The sequence below is a fragment of the Streptomyces aurantiacus genome, assembly GCF_001418335.1.
Lineage (GTDB): Bacteria > Actinomycetota > Actinomycetes > Streptomycetales > Streptomycetaceae > Streptomyces > Streptomyces aurantiacus.
This window is the reverse complement of the sequence record NZ_LIPP01000322.1, coordinates 1-17857: the sequence shown is the minus strand read 5'-3', so window position 1 is coordinate 17857 and position 17857 is coordinate 1. Positions and strand designations below refer to the sequence as shown.

17 protein-coding genes are annotated in these 17857 nt (G+C 71.2%); 9 read left to right on the top strand and 8 right to left on the bottom strand.

Annotated features, from left to right (window positions below):
* Positions 1-478 (top strand): NADPH-dependent FMN reductase (locus AOK01_RS33190; RefSeq protein ID WP_055518250.1); only part of this gene is annotated, 478 nt, incomplete at its 5' end.
* 94 nt (positions 479-572) lie between these two features.
* On the opposite strand, the gene AOK01_RS33185 is transcribed toward AOK01_RS33190, so the two are convergent.
* The 3 genes from AOK01_RS33185 to AOK01_RS33180 form a co-directional block, all read right to left on the bottom strand.
* Complete coding sequence (locus AOK01_RS33185) at positions 573-1829, bottom strand: cytochrome P450 family protein (protein WP_055518248.1); 1257 nt, start codon at positions 1827-1829, stop codon at positions 573-575.
* 240 nt (positions 1830-2069) lie between these two features.
* The gene (locus tag AOK01_RS41985) at positions 2070-2288 is read right to left on the bottom strand and encodes a DUF397 domain-containing protein (protein ID WP_079103971.1); all 219 of its coding nucleotides are present in this window, start codon (positions 2286-2288) and stop codon (positions 2070-2072) included.
* Complete coding sequence (locus tag AOK01_RS33180) at positions 2225-2947, bottom strand: DUF5753 domain-containing protein (protein WP_190852677.1); 723 nt, start codon at positions 2945-2947, stop codon at positions 2225-2227. The genes AOK01_RS41985 and AOK01_RS33180 overlap by 64 nt, the downstream gene beginning before the upstream one ends.
* Before the next feature lie 77 nt (positions 2948-3024).
* Between AOK01_RS33180 and AOK01_RS33175 the strand changes: the two genes are divergently transcribed.
* Positions 3025-3717 carry a DsbA family oxidoreductase gene (locus tag AOK01_RS33175; protein WP_055518244.1) on the top strand — a complete coding sequence of 231 codons (693 nt, stop codon included), beginning with the start codon at positions 3025-3027 and terminating at the stop codon, positions 3715-3717.
* On the opposite strand, the gene AOK01_RS33170 is transcribed toward AOK01_RS33175, so the two are convergent.
* A complete protein-coding gene (locus tag AOK01_RS33170; protein ID WP_055518243.1) occupies positions 3698-4120 on the bottom strand; it encodes a winged helix-turn-helix transcriptional regulator in 423 nt (140 codons plus the stop codon). The genes AOK01_RS33175 and AOK01_RS33170 overlap by 20 nt on opposite strands.
* Positions 4121-4212: 92 nt before the next feature.
* Here AOK01_RS33170 and AOK01_RS33165 point away from each other — a divergent pair, with 92 nt between their 5' ends.
* A complete protein-coding gene (locus AOK01_RS33165; protein WP_055518241.1) occupies positions 4213-4848 on the top strand; it encodes an FMN-dependent NADH-azoreductase in 636 nt (211 codons plus the stop codon).
* 101 nt (positions 4849-4949) lie between these two features.
* Here the strand turns inward: AOK01_RS33165 and AOK01_RS33160 are convergent, their stop codons facing one another.
* From AOK01_RS33160 to AOK01_RS33150, 3 genes are all read right to left on the bottom strand, one after another.
* Entirely contained in the window at positions 4950-7175 is a 2226-nt protein-coding gene (locus AOK01_RS33160) for a molybdopterin oxidoreductase family protein (RefSeq protein ID WP_055518240.1), read from the bottom strand.
* Between the two features lie 156 nt (positions 7176-7331).
* Entirely contained in the window at positions 7332-7631 is a 300-nt protein-coding gene (locus tag AOK01_RS33155) for a hypothetical protein (protein WP_055518238.1), read from the bottom strand.
* A gap of 153 nt (positions 7632-7784) precedes the next feature.
* The gene (locus tag AOK01_RS33150; protein ID WP_055518236.1) at positions 7785-8507 is read right to left on the bottom strand and encodes a SanA/YdcF family protein; all 723 of its coding nucleotides are present in this window, start codon (positions 8505-8507) and stop codon (positions 7785-7787) included.
* A 186-nt stretch (positions 8508-8693) separates the two neighbouring features.
* On the opposite strand from AOK01_RS33150, the gene AOK01_RS33145 reads away from it, so the two are divergent.
* Complete coding sequence (locus AOK01_RS33145) at positions 8694-9515, top strand: sirohydrochlorin chelatase (RefSeq protein ID WP_055518234.1); 822 nt, start codon at positions 8694-8696, stop codon at positions 9513-9515.
* Positions 9516-9602: 87 nt separating this feature from the next.
* On the opposite strand, the gene AOK01_RS33140 is transcribed toward AOK01_RS33145, so the two are convergent.
* Positions 9603-10301 (bottom strand): SDR family NAD(P)-dependent oxidoreductase, encoded by a 699-nt coding sequence (locus AOK01_RS33140; protein ID WP_055518232.1) that lies wholly within the window; start codon positions 10299-10301, stop codon positions 9603-9605.
* Between the two features lie 114 nt (positions 10302-10415).
* On the opposite strand from AOK01_RS33140, the gene AOK01_RS33135 reads away from it, so the two are divergent.
* From AOK01_RS33135 to AOK01_RS33115, 5 genes are all read left to right on the top strand, one after another.
* Positions 10416-11327 (top strand): helix-turn-helix transcriptional regulator, encoded by a 912-nt coding sequence (locus tag AOK01_RS33135; protein ID WP_055518252.1) that lies wholly within the window; start codon positions 10416-10418, stop codon positions 11325-11327.
* Positions 11328-11586: 259 nt separating this feature from the next.
* Complete coding sequence (locus AOK01_RS33130) at positions 11587-12945, top strand: deoxyguanosinetriphosphate triphosphohydrolase (protein WP_055518230.1); 1359 nt, start codon at positions 11587-11589, stop codon at positions 12943-12945.
* A 115-nt stretch (positions 12946-13060) separates the two neighbouring features.
* On the top strand, positions 13061-14326 hold the full coding sequence (locus AOK01_RS33125) for an NAD(P)/FAD-dependent oxidoreductase (protein ID WP_055518227.1): 1266 nt from the start codon (positions 13061-13063) through the stop codon (positions 14324-14326).
* Positions 14327-14413: 87 nt separating this feature from the next.
* Positions 14414-16321, top strand: a complete 1908-nt coding sequence (gene dnaG, locus AOK01_RS33120; RefSeq protein ID WP_055518226.1) for a DNA primase — start codon at positions 14414-14416, stop codon at positions 16319-16321.
* A 151-nt stretch (positions 16322-16472) separates the two neighbouring features.
* Positions 16473-17828 (top strand): RNA polymerase sigma factor, encoded by a 1356-nt coding sequence (locus AOK01_RS33115; RefSeq protein WP_079103970.1) that lies wholly within the window; start codon positions 16473-16475, stop codon positions 17826-17828.
* Positions 17829-17857: the final 29 nt, after the last annotated feature.

Genomic DNA, 17857 nt, shown 5'->3' with positions numbered 1-17857 from the left:
CGACCTCGACGTCGAGGTCGTCGACACGGCCGACGCCGGGCTGCCGACCGCCCTCTCCTACTCCCCGTCCCCCGAGGTGGCCGCCGAGCTGGCGAAGGTCACCCCCAAGCTGGCCGCCGCCGACGCGTTCGTCGTCCTGACCCCCGAGTACAACCACTCGTTCCCCGCCTCGCTCAAGGCCCTCATCGACTGGCACTTCGAGGAGTGGCGCGCCAAGCCCGTCGGCTTCGTCTCGTACGGGGGTGTCTCGGGCGGCCTGCGCGCCGTCGAACAGCTCCGCCAGGTCTTCGCCGAACTGCACGCCGTCACCGTCCGCGACACGGTGTCCTTCCACAACGCGGGCGCGTTCTTCGACGACGAGGGCCGCCACAAGGACCCTGCGGCGCCGGACGCGGCGGCGAAGGTGATGCTGGATCAGCTGGTGTGGTGGGCGTCGGCGCTGCGGGCCGCGAAGGCGGTGCGGCCGTACGGCAGTTGAGGCGTCGGTGTGCCGCGTGGCCCGGCCTGCTGGGGTGCCGGGTGCCGGGTGCCGGGCGCCGGGCGCCGGGTCGCGCTCGCACCAGGCGTTCGGCTCACCGATGAGGACGGCCGAGGACGACCGGGAGGGCGGCGAGGCCGTTTATCGCCGTGGAGACCACGGGCACCAGTTCCGACTCGGGCACGGCCAGCCGCATGGCGGGGAACCGGGTGAAGAGCTGGGAGAGCGCGATCGCGCTCTCCAGGCGGGCCAGGGCGGCGCCGAGGCAGTAGTGCGGGCCCGCGCCGAAGGCGAGCTGGCGTTCGTAGTGGCGGGAGTCGCGGATGTCGAAGCGCGCCGGGACCGTGCCGTGCTGTTCGCGGTTGGCGGCGGCCAGACCGATGACGATCGGCTCGCCGCGGCGCACGGTGACGCCTTGCAGGACGGTGTCCCGCAGCGCGTAGCGCATGAAAAGGTTGCGTAGCGGGCTGTTCCAGTGCAGGCCCGCTTCCACGGCGGCAGGCCACTCCAGTTCACCGTCGAGAAGCGCGGTGAGCTGGTCGGGACGGGTGAGCAGGCCAAGGACGGTGCTGGTCAGCGAGTTGACCGTGGTCTCGTGGCCGGCCAGCAGGATGATCTCCAGGGTGTCGATCAGTTCCTTCTCGGTCAGCCTGCCGTCCTCGTCGTCCAACGCCTCGATCAGCGCGCTGGTCAGATCGCCGAGCGGGGCGGCGCGCCGGTCGGCGACCAGGTGTGCCAGGACCTCGCGCTGCCCGGCCGCGGCCGCCTGCCGCTCGGCGTTGCTCACCTCGACACTCAGCATCGTCCGGAAGTGACCGCGCAACCGGTGCTGCTGATCGGGGTCGGTGAGGCCGAACAGCTCGCAGATGATCAGCAGCGGGAGGGGATAGGCGAAAGTCTTCTTGAGATCGGTCACCGCCTCTGGCCCTCCGGCCTCCAGGCCGTCCAGTAGTTCCCCGGTGACCTCGCGGATGCGGGGCGCGAGCGCGTCGATACGCCGGGGAGTGAAGGCGTGGCTCACCAGGCGGCGGAGCCTGCGGTGGTCGGCCCCGTCCGCGTTGAGCATCGACTCGCCGAGGATCAGGTTGAGCAGGGGCCATCCGGTGGGTATCTCTCCGCGGGTGTAGGCAGCCCAGTGCCGCGGATCGCTGGAGAGGTCCGGGTGCGCGTCCAGTACCGTCCGGGCCGCCTCGGCCGACATGGCCGCCCAGGCGCGGACGTCGTCCGGCAGTGACACCGGCACCACGGGGCCGTGCCGCAGCCACTCGGCTGCTTCCTCATGGGTCTCGCGGGTCGGATCGAGCGAGGACACGGGCTGGTCGAGCGACAGCTTCGAACGGTCGATGCGCATGGACAGCTCCAAGTGCACGTGGGTTACGTCGCCTTGCGTCCGAACACCACCGGCATCGTACGTATGGAGCGGACGGAGTGCTGCCCCCGAAGAGCTCAAGTCGTCTTATTTTCCCGGTACGTTGACCGGTTCGACCGGGAGCGGGTGGTCCGTGGGTCGGGGCCGTGCCGGTACGTCGAGCCCGTCGCCTTCCGGGTGTACTGCCCCAAGGAGGACAGGTACGGGTTCTTTGCAGGAGCCCTACGCGACGGGCTGCGACGCACCGGCACGGCCCGCTCCCGTACGTACTCGGCTGCTCGCCAGGAAGGCCGTCCATGTGGCGGGGCGGATCTGGAGGGAGGGTCCGGTCAGATTCTTGGAGTCCCGTATGGCGATGGTGGTGGGGATGTTGGTGGCTATCTCGACGCATTCAGCTTTTTCATTGCTGTAGCTGGACTTGCGGTACTCGTACTCCGGCACGGCTCACCACTCCTTGCGCAGCTTGTGGAGGAATGACACCGACTCCCTTTCGCCAGGGAGCGTTCGGTGATCCTCTCGAACAGCTCACCGTAAAGGGCTGCGGCATCCCCACCCTCCACCCAGCGCTCGACGAAGGGGGCCTCCACGTAGACGATGTCCATGGCTCCGGGAACGGCGAACGAGATGACGTTGAACGAGCCGACCAGGCCCGGGTGCGTACCGGCGCTGAACGGGAAGATCCGGAACTCGACGCTTGGATGGGCGGCAGCCTCCACGAGCGCGTCGAGTTGTCCTTCGGCTGTCGCCGCGCCGCCGGGGAAGTTGCGGAGAGCCGCTTCGTAGAGCACCACTCGCAGGGTGAGTGGCGGGTCGGCGGTGAGCCGCCGTCGACGTGCCAGTCGCGCGGCGACGAACTCCTCGTCCGGCTCGCGGCCCTTGGTCACTGCGGCTGCCGGGTCTGCCCTCAAAGCCCTTACGTACTCCGGTGTTTGAAGCAGCCCGGGGACGAACGCGGGCTGCCAGGCATTGATGGCGGTTGCCGCGCTCTCCAAGGTGACGTACTCCTGCATGACGCCAGGGATCGTGTAGTCGTTCCACCAGCCTTTGGCCTTACGGCGCTGTGCGAGTTGGACGCCGCAGGTCTTACGGGCGATGCTCACGCATCTCAATGTGCCTTTTGTAAGGCCTCCCTTACTTATGCATGATGGTGTTACGCACTAATAGTGAGGTGAGCGAGATGGTGGAGCAGCTGAGCCCACCCGGGAAGTCGCGGGTCGTCATCGAGGTGTGGTCCGACCTGGGCTGCCCGTGGTGCTATGTCGGAAAACACCGACTCCAGGCCGCGATCGCGCAGCGTTCGGACGCGGATCGGTTCAGAATTGTCGTGCGGTCGTTCGAGTTGGACCCGGGCGCGCCGCACGAGCCGGAGGAGAACGTGAAAAGCTTCCTCCGTGGTCACGGCGGCACCGTCGGCGACGTCCTCCGGGCCGAGCGCCGGATGCAGGCCCTCGCAGGCGAGGAGGGACTTGCGTACTCGTTGGACCGCCTGAACGCCAACACGTTCGACCTGCACCGCATGGTCCAGTACGCCAACGACCGGAGCCGCGGGTTCGAGTTCTTCTCCACCGTCCAGGACGGCTTCTTCGCCGGCACCCTCGACCCCCACGCCCCGGACACTCTCGCAGACGTCGCGGAGGCAGTCGGACTGGACGGGCGGCGAGCCCGCGAGATCCTCGCGAGCAGCGAGTACGCCGACCGAGTGCGCGCCGACCGCGACGAGGGCCTGGAGCTGGGTGCGACCGGCGTTCCGTTCGTCGTCTTCGACCGCCGGGTGGCCGCCCCGGGTGCCCGGAAGGTCCCTGTCTACGGCGACCTGCTGCAGCAGGTGGCCGGGGCCGTGCCGAGTGGGCTCAGCCTGCCGACGCGCTGACCGATGTCCTGCCTCGGCCGACTCCGGTCAGTTCGCTGGCGGCCCGGTTGCCGGCGATCTCACTGTGGTGGGCGGCGGCCCAGCCGGCCATCGCCGTCACCGCGTCCAACAGGGACCGCCCCAGATCCGTCAGCTCGTACTCCACTCGCGGTGGTACCTCGGCGTAGGCGGTCCGCGTGATCAGTCCGTCCTGCTCAAGGCGCTTGAGGGTCTGGGTCAGCATCCGCTGGGAGATGCCCGGGATGCTCGCCTGCAAGTCGGAGTAGCGCAGCGAGCCGGTGCTCAGGGTGCTGATGGCCAGCACGGTCCACTTGTCGCCGATGCGATCGAGCACCTCGCGGATGAATGCGCTGTCCTCCGGCCACGCCTGGCACGGACCGCTGATCTGTCGCGCTGACGCCATCCCATTTACCTCTCATCCGGTGTGCAACCGCACTACCAGTATGTATCACCCCGTCTGCGACCACACACCACTGCTGAAAGGGAACACCCACCATGTCCTACCTGCTGCACATCGACTCCTCAGCGCTCGGCGAAGTCTCGGTCTCGCGCCAGGTCGCCCAGACCTTCCTCGAAGACTGGGACGGCAAGGTCGTCCACCGCGACCTCGCCGCGGCACCCGTGCCCCATCTCAGCGCTGCCGGCATCACCGCCCGCGTCACCGATCCCGCCCATCACACCGACGAGCAGGCTGCCGCAGCCGCATTGCAGGACGAGCTCATCGAGGAGTTCCTCGGCGCCAGGGCCTACCTGTTCACGGTGCCGATGTACAACCTGTCGATGCCGTCGGTGTTCAAGGCCTGGCTCGACCAAGTCATGGTCTACGGGCGTACGTTCAAGCCGGCCCCGGCTGCCGGACGTCCGGCGGTGCTGATCTCCGCCCGAGGCGGCAGCTACGGTCCCGGCGCGCCCAACCACGGCTTGGACTACGTCGTGCCCACCACTGAGGCGGTGCTCGGACACGAGAGTCAGCTGGGGCTCGATGTCGCCACCGTGATGCCCGAGCTGACCATGGCCCCCCACGCACCGGCCCTGGCGGAGTTTCTCCCGATGCACGAGGCATCCATGGCCGACGCCCGCGACCGTGCTCGTGCGCTCGCCGCGACGATCGCCACCGCGACCGCCGCCTGAAATCCCCGACGGTCACGGACCACAACCCGCGACGGCACAGCCCTCGCGTGCCGGGTCGCCGAGCCCGACCAGCGGAAACGACCTGGCACGTCCCGCGTCCGTCAGCTCGCCCGCTCCACACGAACCGCACAGGTCTTGAACTCCGGCATCCGCGAGATCGGGTCCAGGGCCGGATTGGTCAGCGTGTTGGCGCGACCCTCGCCCGGCCAGTGGAACGGCATGAACACCGTGTCGGGGCGGATCGTGGTCGTGATGCGGGCGGGTGCGACCGCCCGCCCTCGCCGGGACACGATGGCCAGCGGTTCTCCCTCGACCGCCCCCAGCCGCTCGGCCAGCCGGGGGTGCAGCTCCACGAAGGGGCCCGGCGCGGCGGCGTTCAGTTCGTCCACGCGACGGGTCTGGGCGCCCGACTGGTACTGGGAGACGACCCGGCCCGTGGTCAGCAGTACCGGGTACTCCGCGTCGGGCTCCTCCGCCGACGGCCGGTGGTTCACGGCGACGAAGCGGGCTCGGCCGTCGGGCGTGGCGAAGCGGTCGAGGAAGAGGCGCGGTGTGCCCGGGTGCACCTCGCCGGCCCCGGTCACCGGGAGTTCGACCCCGGGCCTGTTGGCCGCGGTCGCGTCGGGCACGACCGTGTGGGGGGCCTCCTCGGTGGCGGCGGACTTCAGCGGGCCTGTGCCGGTGCCCGTGGTCGTAGGGGTGGCCGGGCACGGCCAGAACACCCCGTTCTCCTCCGCCAGGCGGCGGTACGTGATGCCCGAGTAGTCCGCAGGCCCGCCCGCGCTCGCCCGGCGCAGCTCCTCGAAGACCTCCTCCGGGTCCGTGGGGAAGCCCTTCTCCACGCCCAGGCGCGCGGCCAGTTCATGCATCACGTGCAGATCGCTGCGGATGCCGTCAGGAGGCGTGATCGCCTGCCTGCGCAGCAGGACACGGCCCTCCAGGTTGGTCGTCGTACCCGTCTCCTCGGCCCACTGGGCGACCGGCAGGACGACGTCCGCGAGTTCCGCCGTCTCCGACAGCACCACGTCGGCGACGGCCAGGAAGTCGAGGGAGCGCAGCCGTTCCTCGATGTGGGCGGCCCGGGGCGCGGACACCACCGGGTTCGACGCCATGAGCAGGAGCGCGTGGATGTCCGTGCCCATGGCGTCGAGCAGTTCGTAGGCGCTGCGGCCGGGGCCAGGCAGGGAGTCCGGGTCGATGCCCCAGACCTCGGCCACGTGCCGCCGCGCGGCCGGGTCGTCGAGCTTGCGGTAACCGGGCAACTGGTCGGCCTTCTGGCCGTGTTCGCGCCCGCCCTGTCCGTTGCCCTGCCCGGTGAGGCAGCCGTATCCGGAGTTCGGCCGTCCCGGACGCCCGGTCGCCAGGCAGAGGTTGATCCACGCGCCGACCGTGTCCGTGCCCTTGGACTGCTGCTCGGGCCCGCGCGCGGTGAGCACCATCGCGGACTCGGGCTCGCAGAACATCCTTACCGTCTCCCGGAGTTCGGGCACGGACACGCCCGTGATCCGCTCCACGTACTCCGGCCAGTGCGCCATCGCCGCGGCCCGCGCCTCCTCCCAGCCGCTCGTACGCTCCTGGATGTACGCCTCGTCCGTACGCCCCTCCGCCACCACCAGGTGCAACAGGCCGAGCGCCAGGGCGAGGTCCGTACCCGGGCGGGGTGCCAGATGCAGGTCCGCCTGTTCGGCGGTGCGGGTGCGGCGGGGGTCGATGACGATCAACTTGCCGCCGTTGTCGCGCAGTTCCGTGAGATAGCGGAGCGCCGGCGGCATGGTCTCGGCGAGGTTGGAGCCGACGAGGATCACGCACCCCGTCTTCGGGATGTCCTCCAGCGGGAAGGGCAGCCCCCGGTCCAGGCCGAAGGCCCTGATGCCGCCGGCCGCCGCGGACGACATGCAGAAACGTCCGTTGTAGTCGATCTGCGAGGTGCCGAGCACCACCCGGGCGAACTTGCCGAGCGTGTACGCCTTCTCGTTGGTCAGCCCGCCCCCGCCGAACACACCGCACGCGTCCGGGCCGTGCTCCGTACGCGTGCGGGACAGCCCGTCGGCGATCCGGTCGAGCGCCTCGTCCCAGGTGGCCGGCCGCAGCGCACCGTCCGAGCGGATCAGCGGCGTCGTCAGCCGCACCCCGGACGAGAGCAGCGCGGGCGCCGTACGGCCCTTGCCGCACAGGGCGCCACGGTTCACCGGGAAGTCGGCGCGTTCCGTCACCTCGACCACACCGCCGCCGTTGCCGTCGTTGCTGCTGTCCGGCACGGACGTCAGGTTCATGCCGCACTGCAGTGCGCAGTACGGGCAGTGGGTGGGCGTCACGGAGGTCTGCATACAGCTCAGCGTGCGTCCGACGTGTTACGCGGCGGGACGTACCCCGTTACGCGGCAGGCACGGGGACCTCCCCGCACGAACCGGACGGCCGTGAGGGCGGAGGCACCCGCCAGTGCCCCCGCCCCCTTCGGCCCCCTCAGGGGCCGTGCTCAGTGCTCAGCACTCGTACGCGTAGTACGGGTCGTCACCCGGCTCCAGGCCGATGCGCCCGACTCCGCGGGGGCCGATCTGGATACAGTCGGGGTCCCACCCGTCGACTTCGACAGTGGCGGAGATGGTGTGGTCGCAGATGTTGCGGATGTCGGCCCAGCCGGGACCCCAGGCGGAGAGCTGGGCACATCCCGGTTCCTTCGCCACGGCGTCGTCGTCCGCCGAGGCGGTCGTCACGGCGCCCGTCACCGAGAGCAGCACGGCCGCCGTGGCGGCGACGAGGGCAGTACGAAGACCAGTCATCATGTGTCCTTTCTCTGGGCCCAGTTGGTGTCCGGGCTCTCGAAAAGGACACTATCCGTAGTCAGTTGACTACAGAATGCTTCGAGGTCTGCTTTCACGCTGCAGGGTGAGCGGCCTCCGGCAAACCGGCGATCCGCGTGACGTCCGTCTCGTCGACTATCGGCCAGCGGTCCTCAACGCCCGTGCCACACCCGGCTCTTGGGGCCCCAGGAACATCGGGTCCGGCTCGAAGACCACGTCCAGGAGTGCCTTCCCCGCGGCGATCACCTCGCGTGCGCCGCCGTAGTACCACGTCACGTCGTGCACGTCGTCCACCCCGATCCCGTACGAGGCGACGCCCGCCTCCTGGCACAGCGCGACCGCCCGCCGGATGTGGAAGTTCTGGCTGATCAGGACGGCCTCGTCCACGCCGAAGATCTTCTTGGCCCGGACGCAGGAGTCCCACGTGTCGAAGCCGGCGTAGTCGCTGACGATCCGCTCGTCCGGCACACCCCGCTTCGTGAGATACGTGCGCATGGCGTCCGGCTCGTCGTAGTCCTCGCGGCTGTTGTCGCCGGTGACCAGGACCACCTCGATACGGCCGGAACGGTACAGCCCGGCCGCCGCGTCCAGCCGGTGCGCGAGATACGGCGACGGCTCGCCCTGCCACAGCCCGGCCCCGAAGACGACCGCGACGTCGGTACGCGGCACGTCCGCCGCCGTCCGCAGCCGGTCGCCCGCGGTCGTGTGGAGCCACGTCGCCGGGGACAGCGCGAGCACACACCCGGCCATCACGGCCTGCACGGCCCGGCGCTGTCCGGTCCGGGTGCGCGGCAGCCGCGGGCGCAGGCGCGGGTTCAGTCGCGGTCGTGGAAGCTGCCGGAGCTTCGGCAGCTGCATTTTCGGCAGCTTCAGTCTCGGACGACGCATGGGTCGGTCCCTCCCCGGGTGGCCTCGCCCCGGGAGACGCCGCGCACGGTGATCCGGTTCACCTCACAGCCACCCTGTGCCCCACCGTGATCCCCCGGAAAACCTCCGTCATTCCCGCGCAACGGGGTGGCAACCTCGTACCGGCACCCTTGGCGCATGACGGCGTCGAACCGGATCACCAGCCAACTGGGCAGCCAGCTTGCTCTCGTATCTGTCGACGGCACCCGGCGCCCCGCCCCGCCCGCGCTCGTCCTGGTGGGCCACGGCAGCCGCGACCCGCGCGCCCTGAGCACCGTCCGGGCGCTGATGGAGCGCATCCGCGAGCTGCGTCCCGGTCTGCCCGTGCACCTCGGGCACATCGAGCTGAACGAACCCCTGCTGCCCGACACGCTCGCCGCCCTCGGCACCGGTGACGCGGTCCTCGTACCGCTGCTGCTGAGCCGCGGACACCACGTCAAGCGGGACATCCCCGAGGCCGCGGCCGCCGCGTCGGCGCGCAGCCGGATCGCGGCGCCGCTGGGCCCGCATCCGCTGCTCGTCGAGACGCTGTACGAGCGGCTCGTCGAGGCCGGCTGGCGCACGCCGGGCGCGGATCGCCGGGCGAGCGGTGTCGTGCTGGCCGCGGCCGGGTCACGCGACCCCGACGCCGGCGTCGACACCCGCCGCACCGCCGAACTGCTCGCCGAGCGCCTGGGCGTACCCGTCGTGCCCGCGTACGCCTCGGCCGCCGCGCCCACGGTCGCGGACGCCGTACGCGCACTCGCCGCCCGGGGCCGCCACCGGGTCGCGGTCGCCTCGTACTTCACGGCCCCCGGCCGCTTCTCGACCGAGTGCGCGGCGGCGGCCCCCGGAATCGCCGCGGCCCCGCTCGGCGCCCACCCGGCGATGGCCCGCCTGGCTCTGCACCGCTACGACCAGGCCCTGGCAGCCCCGGCACACGAGGAACGAACAGCGGAACGGACACTGGCCTCGGCCTGAGGTCCCGTAACGGTGGGCGCCGGTTCACGGCAGGGACACGGGCCACGGGCCACGGGTCACCTGACATGGCTGTCGGCACGGCCGGGCTCAGGACCAGGCGATGTCGCCGTGGCGGGAGACGAAGCGTCCGGTGCCGGCGCCGGGCCCCTCGGTGGCGAGGGCGACGATCGCGTCCGTGCCCTCGGTGACGGTCTGGAAGCCGCTGTGACCGTTGAGGTCGGTCGCGGTGTAGCCGGGGTCGGCGGCGTTGACGCGGATGTCCTTGAGCCCCTTGGCGTACTGCGTGGTCAGCATCGTCAGCGCCGCCTTCGAGGAGGTGTACAGCGGCACGATCACGCGCGACTCGGGCCGGGCGGGGTCGTGCGTGAGGGCGAGGGAGCCCATGCCGCTGCTGACGTTGACGATCGCAGGGTCGTCCGAGCGGCGCAGCAGCGGGAGGAACGCGGCAGTGGTGCGGACGACACCGATGACGTTGACGTCGAGGACGGCGCGGGCGTCGGCGGCGGTGAGGTCGCCGGGATCGCCGGCGGGGCCGTGCACACCGGCGTTGTTGATCAGGACGTCGATCCTGCCCTCGTGTGCGGCGACGTCCGCGGCCGCGGCGGCCACGGACGCGTCGTCGGTCACGTCGATGGGGACGTAGCGTGCGCCGAGCGCGGCGGCGGCCTCCTCGCCCTGCTCGCGGTCACGGGCTCCGACGAGCACGGTGTGCCCGCTCTCGATCAGTCGGCGGGCGGTCTCGCGGCCCAGGCCCTTGTTGGCTCCGGTGATGAAGGTGATCGTCATGCGGTCGATACTGGCTCCGCCGACGGAGGCGGGCCAGGGAGACTTCGACGGTAGGAAGGCCAGTACCACCCTCGCGCCCGCACACCCGGTCGGGGATGCCGGAAGATGGAGACCATGTCGACTACACCCGGAACCGGACTGGGCGCGATGATCCGCACCTGGCGGGACCGGCTGCCCCCCTCGGGCGCCGGGCTGCCGACGGCCCGCGGGCGCCGGGCGGCCGGGCTGCGGCGCGAAGAACTGGCCGACCTGGCCGGAGTGTCGGTCGACTACGTCGTACGCCTTGAACAGGGGCGGGCCACCACACCCTCCGCGTCGGTGGTCGCGTCCCTGGCGCGCGCCCTGCAGCTGTCCACCGCCGAGCGGGACCACCTGTACCGGCTGGCCCGGCTCGTACCGCCGGTGGACGGCGCGATCTCCGACCATCTGCCGCCCGGCGTGCAGCGGGTGCTCGCCCGCCTCGGGGACGTGGCGGTCGCCGTGTTCGCGGCGGACTGGCAACTGGTGTGGTGGAACCGTGGGTGGGCCGCCCTGCTGGGCGACCCCTCCGCCGCGCCGCCGCGCCTGCGCAACTTCGCCCGCGACAGGTTCCCGGTGAACGGCGGCCCCGCCCACCTCGCGCTGTGGCCGGTGACCGAGGCGGACCGCGACGCCACCGACGCCGCCGTCGTCTCCGACCTGCGCCGCGCCACCGGCCGCTTCCCCCGGGACCGTCGGCTGGCCGCGCTGATCCGCGACCTGAACGGGGGCAACAGGAGGTTCGCCGAGCTGTGGGCGACCGGAGGGGTGGCCGCACACCGCGAGGACCACAAGACGATCGACCACCCGTCGGTGGGCCCGGTCGCGGTGGACTGCGACGTCCTGGCCGACGGCGACTCCGAGCTCAAGATCGTCATCATGACCGCCGTGCCCGGCAGCGAGGACGAGACCAAGCTCCGGCTCACCGCCATCGCCGGCCCACCGGCCGACAGCGCACCCGCCCACGAACACGGAACAGAACCCGGCAGACGATCGGGCGCCCGCTAAGGGCTGTCCCGTAACTCCCGGCGGGCGCACGACGACAGCTACGGCACCTCGCGGCGTTGCCGGATCGCCCGAATACACCCGGTATGAGGGCGACCCGGCGCCTTGCGATGCACCGCATCCGACGCCGCGCGCTGATCCACCGGGAGTTACGGGACAGCCCTTGGCCACCCGTAGACGATCAGTGCCCGGTAGCCGGCCGTAGTCACCCGTAGCCATCCCTGGCCACCCAATTGTCACTGCCGCCGCTTACTGTCGAGACATGGAAGGCACCAGTACCGGAACCGCCCCGACCCCAGGGGCATACGCGCACCAGGCCCCACCCCCCGGCTACGACCCCACGTCAGTGGCCCGGTGGGCCGTCGAGCCCGACAAGCGGCCCGGCCGCACCGCCTTCCAGCGTGACCGGGCCCGCGTGCTGCACTCCTCCGCCCTGCGTCGCCTCGCCGGCAAGACGCAGGTCGTCACGCCCGGTACGCGCAGTCGGGTCTGGGACGCGAGCCCCCGCACCCGGCTGACCCACTCCCTGGAGTGCGCCCAGGTCGGCCGCGAGCTGGGCGCCGCCCTCGGCTGCGACCCCGACCTCGTCGAGGCGGCCTGCCTCTCCCACGACCTGGGCCACCCGCCCTTCGGGCACAACGGAGAACAGGCGCTGAACGAGTTCGCGGAGGACTGCGGCGGCTTCGAGGGCAACGCCCAGTCACTCAGACTGCTCACCCGCATCGAACCCAAGCGCTTCGTACGCGGCGACGCCGTGCCCTCGGCCGCCACCGCCGACGGGGACCACCTGGTCAGCGTCGGCCTCAACCTCACCCGCGCCACCCTCGACGCCGCCACCAAGTACCCCTGGCCGCGCGGCGCCCACCCCACCGACCCGGGCTCCCCGAAGTTCGGGGTCTACGACGACGACCGCCCCGTCTTCGACTGGGTCCGCGAGGGCGCCCCCGGCACCCGCATCACCTTCGAGGCCCAGGTCATGGACTGGTCCGACGACGTGGCGTACTCGGTGCACGACGTCGAGGACGGCCTGCACGCGGGGCACATCGACCCGAACTGCCTGCACGCGGAGCCCGAGCGCCAGGAGATCTTCCGGGTCGCCGTCGGGCGGTACGTCGCGGCGGACACCGACCCCGCCGAGTTGTCCGCGGCCCTCGACCGCCTCCTCGACCAGGAGTGGTGGCCGCACGGCTACGACGGCTCGGCCGTCGCCCAGGCCCGCCTGAAGGACGCCACCAGCCAGCTCATCGGCCGGTTCTGCCTCGCCGCCGAGGGCGCCACCCGCGCGACGTACGGATCGGGGCGGCTCACGCGCTACGCCGCCGAGCTGGTCGTACCGCGCGCGGCCCGCCTGGAGTGCGCGGTGCTCAAGGCCGTCGCCGACCGGTACGTCATGCAGCGGGCCGAGCAGGAACTGCTCCGCGCCGACCAGCGGATCGTCGTCGCCGAGCTGGCCGAGGCGCTCACCGCGCGGGCGCCGGAAGGACTCGACCCGCAGTTTCGAGCCCTGTTCGACGAGGCGCCGGACGACCGTGCCCGCAAGCGGGTGATCGTCGACCAGATCTCCTCGCTCACGGACGCCGCCGCACGATCACTGCATGCGAGGCTCACGGGGCAGACGTGACGTCCGAAGGGCGTCCGTGTGACCCTGCGTGGCCTGATCGGGCCACTCCCTCTTCCCCCATCACGCTGCGTGCGGGACGCTCGCATGTGGCGACACCCGTACGAGGAGGCATCAAGTGGTCGACGCGGATCAGACATTCGTCATCGTCGGAGGAGGCCTGGCCGGCGCCAAGGCGGCCGAGACACTCCGGGCGGAGGGCTTCAGCGGGCGCGTGATACTGATCTGCGACGAGCGGGACCACCCGTACGAACGGCCGCCGTTGTCCAAGGGCTACCTGCTCGGCAAGGAGGAGCGCGACAGCGTCTTCGTCCACGAGCCCGCCTGGTACGCGCGCAACGACATCGAGCTGCACCTCGGCCAGACCGTCGACGCGATCGACCGGACCGCGAAGACCGTCCACTTCGGCGACGACGGCACCCTCGTCCACTACGACAAGCTGCTGCTCGTGACCGGCGCCGAACCGCGCCGCCTGGACATCCCGGGCACGGACCTCGCCGGGGTCCACCACCTGCGGCGCCTCGCCCACTCGGAGCGCCTCAAGCACGTACTGGCCGCCCTCGGCCGGGACAACGGCCACCTGGTCATCGCCGGCGCCGGCTGGATCGGCCTGGAGATCGCCGCCGCCGCCCGTGAGTACGGGGCCGAGGTCACCGTCGTCGAGCCCGAGCCGACCCCGCTGCACTCGGTCCTCGGCCCCGAGCTGGGCCAGCTCTTCGCCGACCTGCACCGCGAGCACGGCGTCCGCTTCCACTTCGGCGCCCGGCTCACCGAGATCACCGGCCAGGACGGCATGGTCCTGGCGGCCCGCACCGACGACGGCGAGGAGCACCCCGCGCACGACGTGCTCGCCGCGATCGGCGCCGCCCCGCGCACGGGACTCGCCGAGGCGGCGGGCCTGGAGATCGCCGACCGGGCCCACGGCGGCGGCGTCGCGGTCGACGAGCGGCTGCGCACCTCCGACCCCGACATCTACGCGGCCGGTGACGTGGCCGCCTTCCACCACACCCTGTTCGGCACCCGGCTGCGCGTGGAGCACTGGGCGAACGCGCTGAACGGCGGCCCGGCGGCGGCCCGCGCGATGCTGGGCCGCGACACGACGTACGACAGGGTGCCCTACTTCTTCTCCGACCAGTACGACGTCGGGCTGGAGTACTCGGGCTGGGCGCCCCCGGGCACGTACGACCAAGTGGTGATCCGGGGAGACGCGGGCAAGCGCGAGTTCATCGCCTTCTGGGTGAAGGAGGGGCGCGTGCTGGCCGGGATGAACGTGAATGTGTGGGACGTCACAGAACCGATCCAACAGCTGATCCGCACGGGGGCGGAGGTGGACACGGAGGCACTCGCGGACCCGCGCGTCCCGCTGGACAGCCTGGTCCCGTGACCGACGGGGCACCGCACTGACCGCCGGAGGGACTCCACCGACCGACGAGGGGACTCCGCTGTCACACCGTCCCCGTAGACTCGGCGCGTGGCCGGAAGGATCAACGACGAGGACGTGAAGGCGGTTCGGGACGGGGTCCCGATCGACGCCGTGGTGTCCGAGTACCTCCAGCTGCGCAACGCGGGCGGCGGAAACCTCAAGGGCCTGTGCCCGTTCCACGACGAGAAGTCGCCCTCCTTCCAGGTCAGCCCGAGCAAGGGGCTCTTCCACTGCTTCGGCTGCCAGGAGGGCGGCGACACCATCACGTTCGTGATGAAGGTCGACCACCTCACCTTCTCGGAGGCGGTCGAGCGCCTCGCCGGACAGGCGGGCATCACCCTTCGTTACGAGGAGGGCGGCTACAACCCCTCCCACCAGCGCGGCGAGCGGATCCGCCTGGTCGAGGCCCACCAGGCCGCCGCCACGTTCTACATCGAACAGCTCGGCAACAGCCCCGAGGCCGACACCGGCCGCACGTTCCTCGCCGAGCGCGGCTTCGACCAGTCGGCCGCCGCCCACTTCGGGGTCGGCTACAGCCCCCAGGGCTGGGACCACCTCGTCCGATACCTGCGCGGCAAGGGCTTCTCCGACAAGGAGCTGCTGCTCTCCGGCCTCGCCCAGGAGGGCCGCCGCGGCCCCATCGACCGCTTCCGCGGCCGTCTGATGTGGCCGATCCGCGACATCGGCGGCGAGGTCGTCGGCTTCGGCGCCCGCAAGCTGTACGAGTCGGACAACGGGCCCAAGTACCTGAACACACCGGACACGCCGATCTACCGCAAGTCCCAGGTCCTCTACGGCATCGACCTCGCCAAGAGGGACATCGCCAAGAGCAGCCGGGCCGTCGTGGTCGAGGGCTACACCGACGTCATGGCCTGCCACCTGGCCGGCATCACCACCGCCATCGCGACCTGCGGTACGGCCTTCGGCAACGACCACATCAAGATCCTGCGCCGGCTCCTGATGGACAACGGCTCGGCGCGGGTGATCTTCACCTTCGACGGTGACGCGGCCGGCCAGAAGGCCGCCCTGCGTGCCTTCGAGGACGACCAGAAGTTCGCCGCCGAGACGTACATCGCGATCGCCCCGGACGGCATGGACCCCTGCGACCTGCGTCTTGCCAAGGGCGACGAGGCGGTCGCCGACCTGGTCGAACCGCGCACCCCGCTCTTCGAGTTCGCCCTGCACCAGATCGTCGCCCGCTACGACCTGGAGACCCCCGCAGGACGCGCCGCCGCCCTCGACGAGTCCGCGCCCGTCGTGGCCCGCATCAAGAACAGCGGCGCCCAGCACGAGGTCGCCGTCCAGCTCGCCGGCATGCTCGGCATCCTCGACACCCAGTTCGTCGTCAAGCGGGTCGCCCAGCTGGCCCGCTGGGCCCGCGACCGCGGCGGCAAGGGCCCCGCGCCCACGAGCACAGGGCGCCCCCCGCAGCAGTACGAGAACAGCGGTCCCAGACCCCCGTCGGGCCCGGCCCTGACCCTGCGCAACCCGGTGTTCGCCACCGAGCGCGAACTGCTCAAGCTGGCCCTCCAACGCCCCGAGCTGGTCTCCCCGGCCTTCGACGCGTACGGGGTGGACGAGTTCACCGCCCCGCCGTACGCGGCCGTGCGCGAGACGATCGCCGAGGCGGGCGGCGCGGAGTACGGCGTCCAGGACCCGCAGGAGTACCTGGTCCGGGTTCGCGAGACCGCCGCGGACGACGTGGTGCGTGCCATGGTCACGGAGCTCGCCGTCGAGGCCATCATGCGCAAGACCGTCGACGAGGCCTACGCGGGCGAGCAGCTGGTGACCGTCCGCCGCCGCGCCGTCGAGCGCCGGGTCCGCGACGTCCAGGGCGCCCTCGCCCGCGCCACCGCCCAGGGCGACCCGGCCCAGTTGGCCGCCGTGCAGAACGAGCTGTGGGTCCTCCAGCAGTACGACCAGGCGCTGCGCGAGAAGGGCCCGTCCGCGCTCTGAGCAGCCCGCGGGCAGGCTGAGCGGTCCTTCGGCACGCCGACGACGGCGCCGGACATTCCCGTGAGGGTAACCAGGTAGTCACGGACAGGACTCAAAAAGTCACCGCACGCCCCTCGTGGCAGGGATGTGTCGTACTCCACACTGGGTTCCGGTGCCTGAGTCCTCGGAGCGCGGCCGACCCGAACGCGACGGGTCCGAAGTCCCCGCGGTTCCGCTCAATGACTTCGGGATGGACAGCGGCGAGGCCGTCGACCCCATCCCCGACGTACCGCTGCCGCACGCCTCAGCAGCGACATTCCTGGAGGTCGCCCCCGTGCAGACCCAGACCCAGACCCTGACCAAGACGCAAACGCAAACGCAGACACAGACACAGACCGGCAAGAGCGCCGGTCGGAGCACGGACACGGAAGCGGACGCCGATGTCCTGGCGGCGGTACCGCCGCAGAACCGTGCCGCACACCACCCCGAGACGACCACGGCGGACCCGGAAGACACGCCGGAGCCGCCCCCCGCCGTCCTCGTGGAGGCCGGGACCGAGATCGAGACCGAGACGCCGGAGCCGGTCGAACTGCCCCGCGGACGTACGGACACCGGCGGGCCCTCGTCCGACCTGTTCCGCCAGTACCTGCGGGAGATCGGCCGTATCCCGCTCCTCACCGCGGTGGAGGAGGTGGAGCTCGCCCGCCGGGTCGAGGCGGGCCTCTTCGCCGAGGAGAGGCTCCGGCTGGCCTCCGACCTCGACAGCCAACTCGCCCTTGACCTCGACAAGTTGGTGGTCATGGGCCGGATGGCCAAACGCCGCCTCATCGAGGCGAACCTGCGGCTCGTCGTCTCCGTCGCCAAGCGGTACGTGGGACGTGGGCTGACCATGCTCGACCTGGTCCAGGAGGGAAACCTGGGCCTCATCAGGGCGGTCGAGAAGTTCGACTACGCCCGCGGGTACAAGTTCTCGACGTACGCGACCTGGTGGATCCGCCAGGCCATGTCCCGGGCCCTCGCCGACCAGGCCCGGACGATCCGGGTCCCCGTCCACGTGGTCGAGCTGATCAACCGCGTCGTACGGGTACAGCGGCGCATGCTCCAGGAACGGGGGTACGAGCCGACGCCCGAGGAGGTCGCCGTACATCTCGACCTGACCGGCGAGCGGGTCAGCGAGGTGCTCCGGCTGGCCCAGGAGCCCGTGTCCCTGCACGCCCCCGTGGGCGAGGAGGACGACGTGGCCCTCGGCGACCTCATAGAGGACGGGGACGCCACGAGCCCGGTCGAGTCGGCGGCCTTCCTGCTCCTGCGGGAGCACCTGGAGGCGGTGCTCTCCACGCTCGGCGAGCGCGAACGCAAGGTGGTGCAGCTGCGGTACGGGCTGGCCGACGGGCGGCCGCGCACGCTGGAGGAGATAGGGCGGATCTTCGGCGTCACGCGGGAGCGCATCCGCCAGATCGAGTCGAAGACCCTCAACAAACTCCGCGACCACGCGTTCGCGGACCAGCTGAGGGGCTACTTGGACTGAAGACTTTCCTCGCCCCCGCCGCCCCTACC

Bases quoted from the DNA above. Each gene is read 5' to 3' on its own strand.
- AOK01_RS33170 (WP_055518243.1), bottom strand. From the start codon at position 4,120: ATGGCGTCAGCGCGACAGATCAGCGGTCCGTGCCAGGCGTGGCCGGAG.
- AOK01_RS33185 (WP_055518248.1), bottom strand. From the start codon at position 1,829: ATGCGCATCGACCGTTCGAAGCTGTCGCTCGACCAGCCCGTGTCCTCG.
- AOK01_RS33145 (WP_055518234.1), top strand. From the start codon at position 8,694: ATGACGGCGTCGAACCGGATCACCAGCCAACTGGGCAGCCAGCTTGCT.
- AOK01_RS33165 (WP_055518241.1), top strand. From the start codon at position 4,213: ATGTCCTACCTGCTGCACATCGACTCCTCAGCGCTCGGCGAAGTCTCG.
- AOK01_RS33175 (WP_055518244.1), top strand. From the start codon at position 3,025: ATGGTGGAGCAGCTGAGCCCACCCGGGAAGTCGCGGGTCGTCATCGAG.
- AOK01_RS33155 (WP_055518238.1), bottom strand. From the start codon at position 7,631: ATGATGACTGGTCTTCGTACTGCCCTCGTCGCCGCCACGGCGGCCGTG.
- AOK01_RS33130 (WP_055518230.1), top strand. From the start codon at position 11,587: ATGGAAGGCACCAGTACCGGAACCGCCCCGACCCCAGGGGCATACGCG.
- AOK01_RS33150 (WP_055518236.1), bottom strand. From the start codon at position 8,507: ATGCAGCTGCCGAAGCTCCGGCAGCTTCCACGACCGCGACTGAACCCG.
- AOK01_RS33160 (WP_055518240.1), bottom strand. From the start codon at position 7,175: ATGCAGACCTCCGTGACGCCCACCCACTGCCCGTACTGCGCACTGCAG.
- AOK01_RS33140 (WP_055518232.1), bottom strand. From the start codon at position 10,301: ATGACGATCACCTTCATCACCGGAGCCAACAAGGGCCTGGGCCGCGAG.
- AOK01_RS33135 (WP_055518252.1), top strand. From the start codon at position 10,416: ATGTCGACTACACCCGGAACCGGACTGGGCGCGATGATCCGCACCTGG.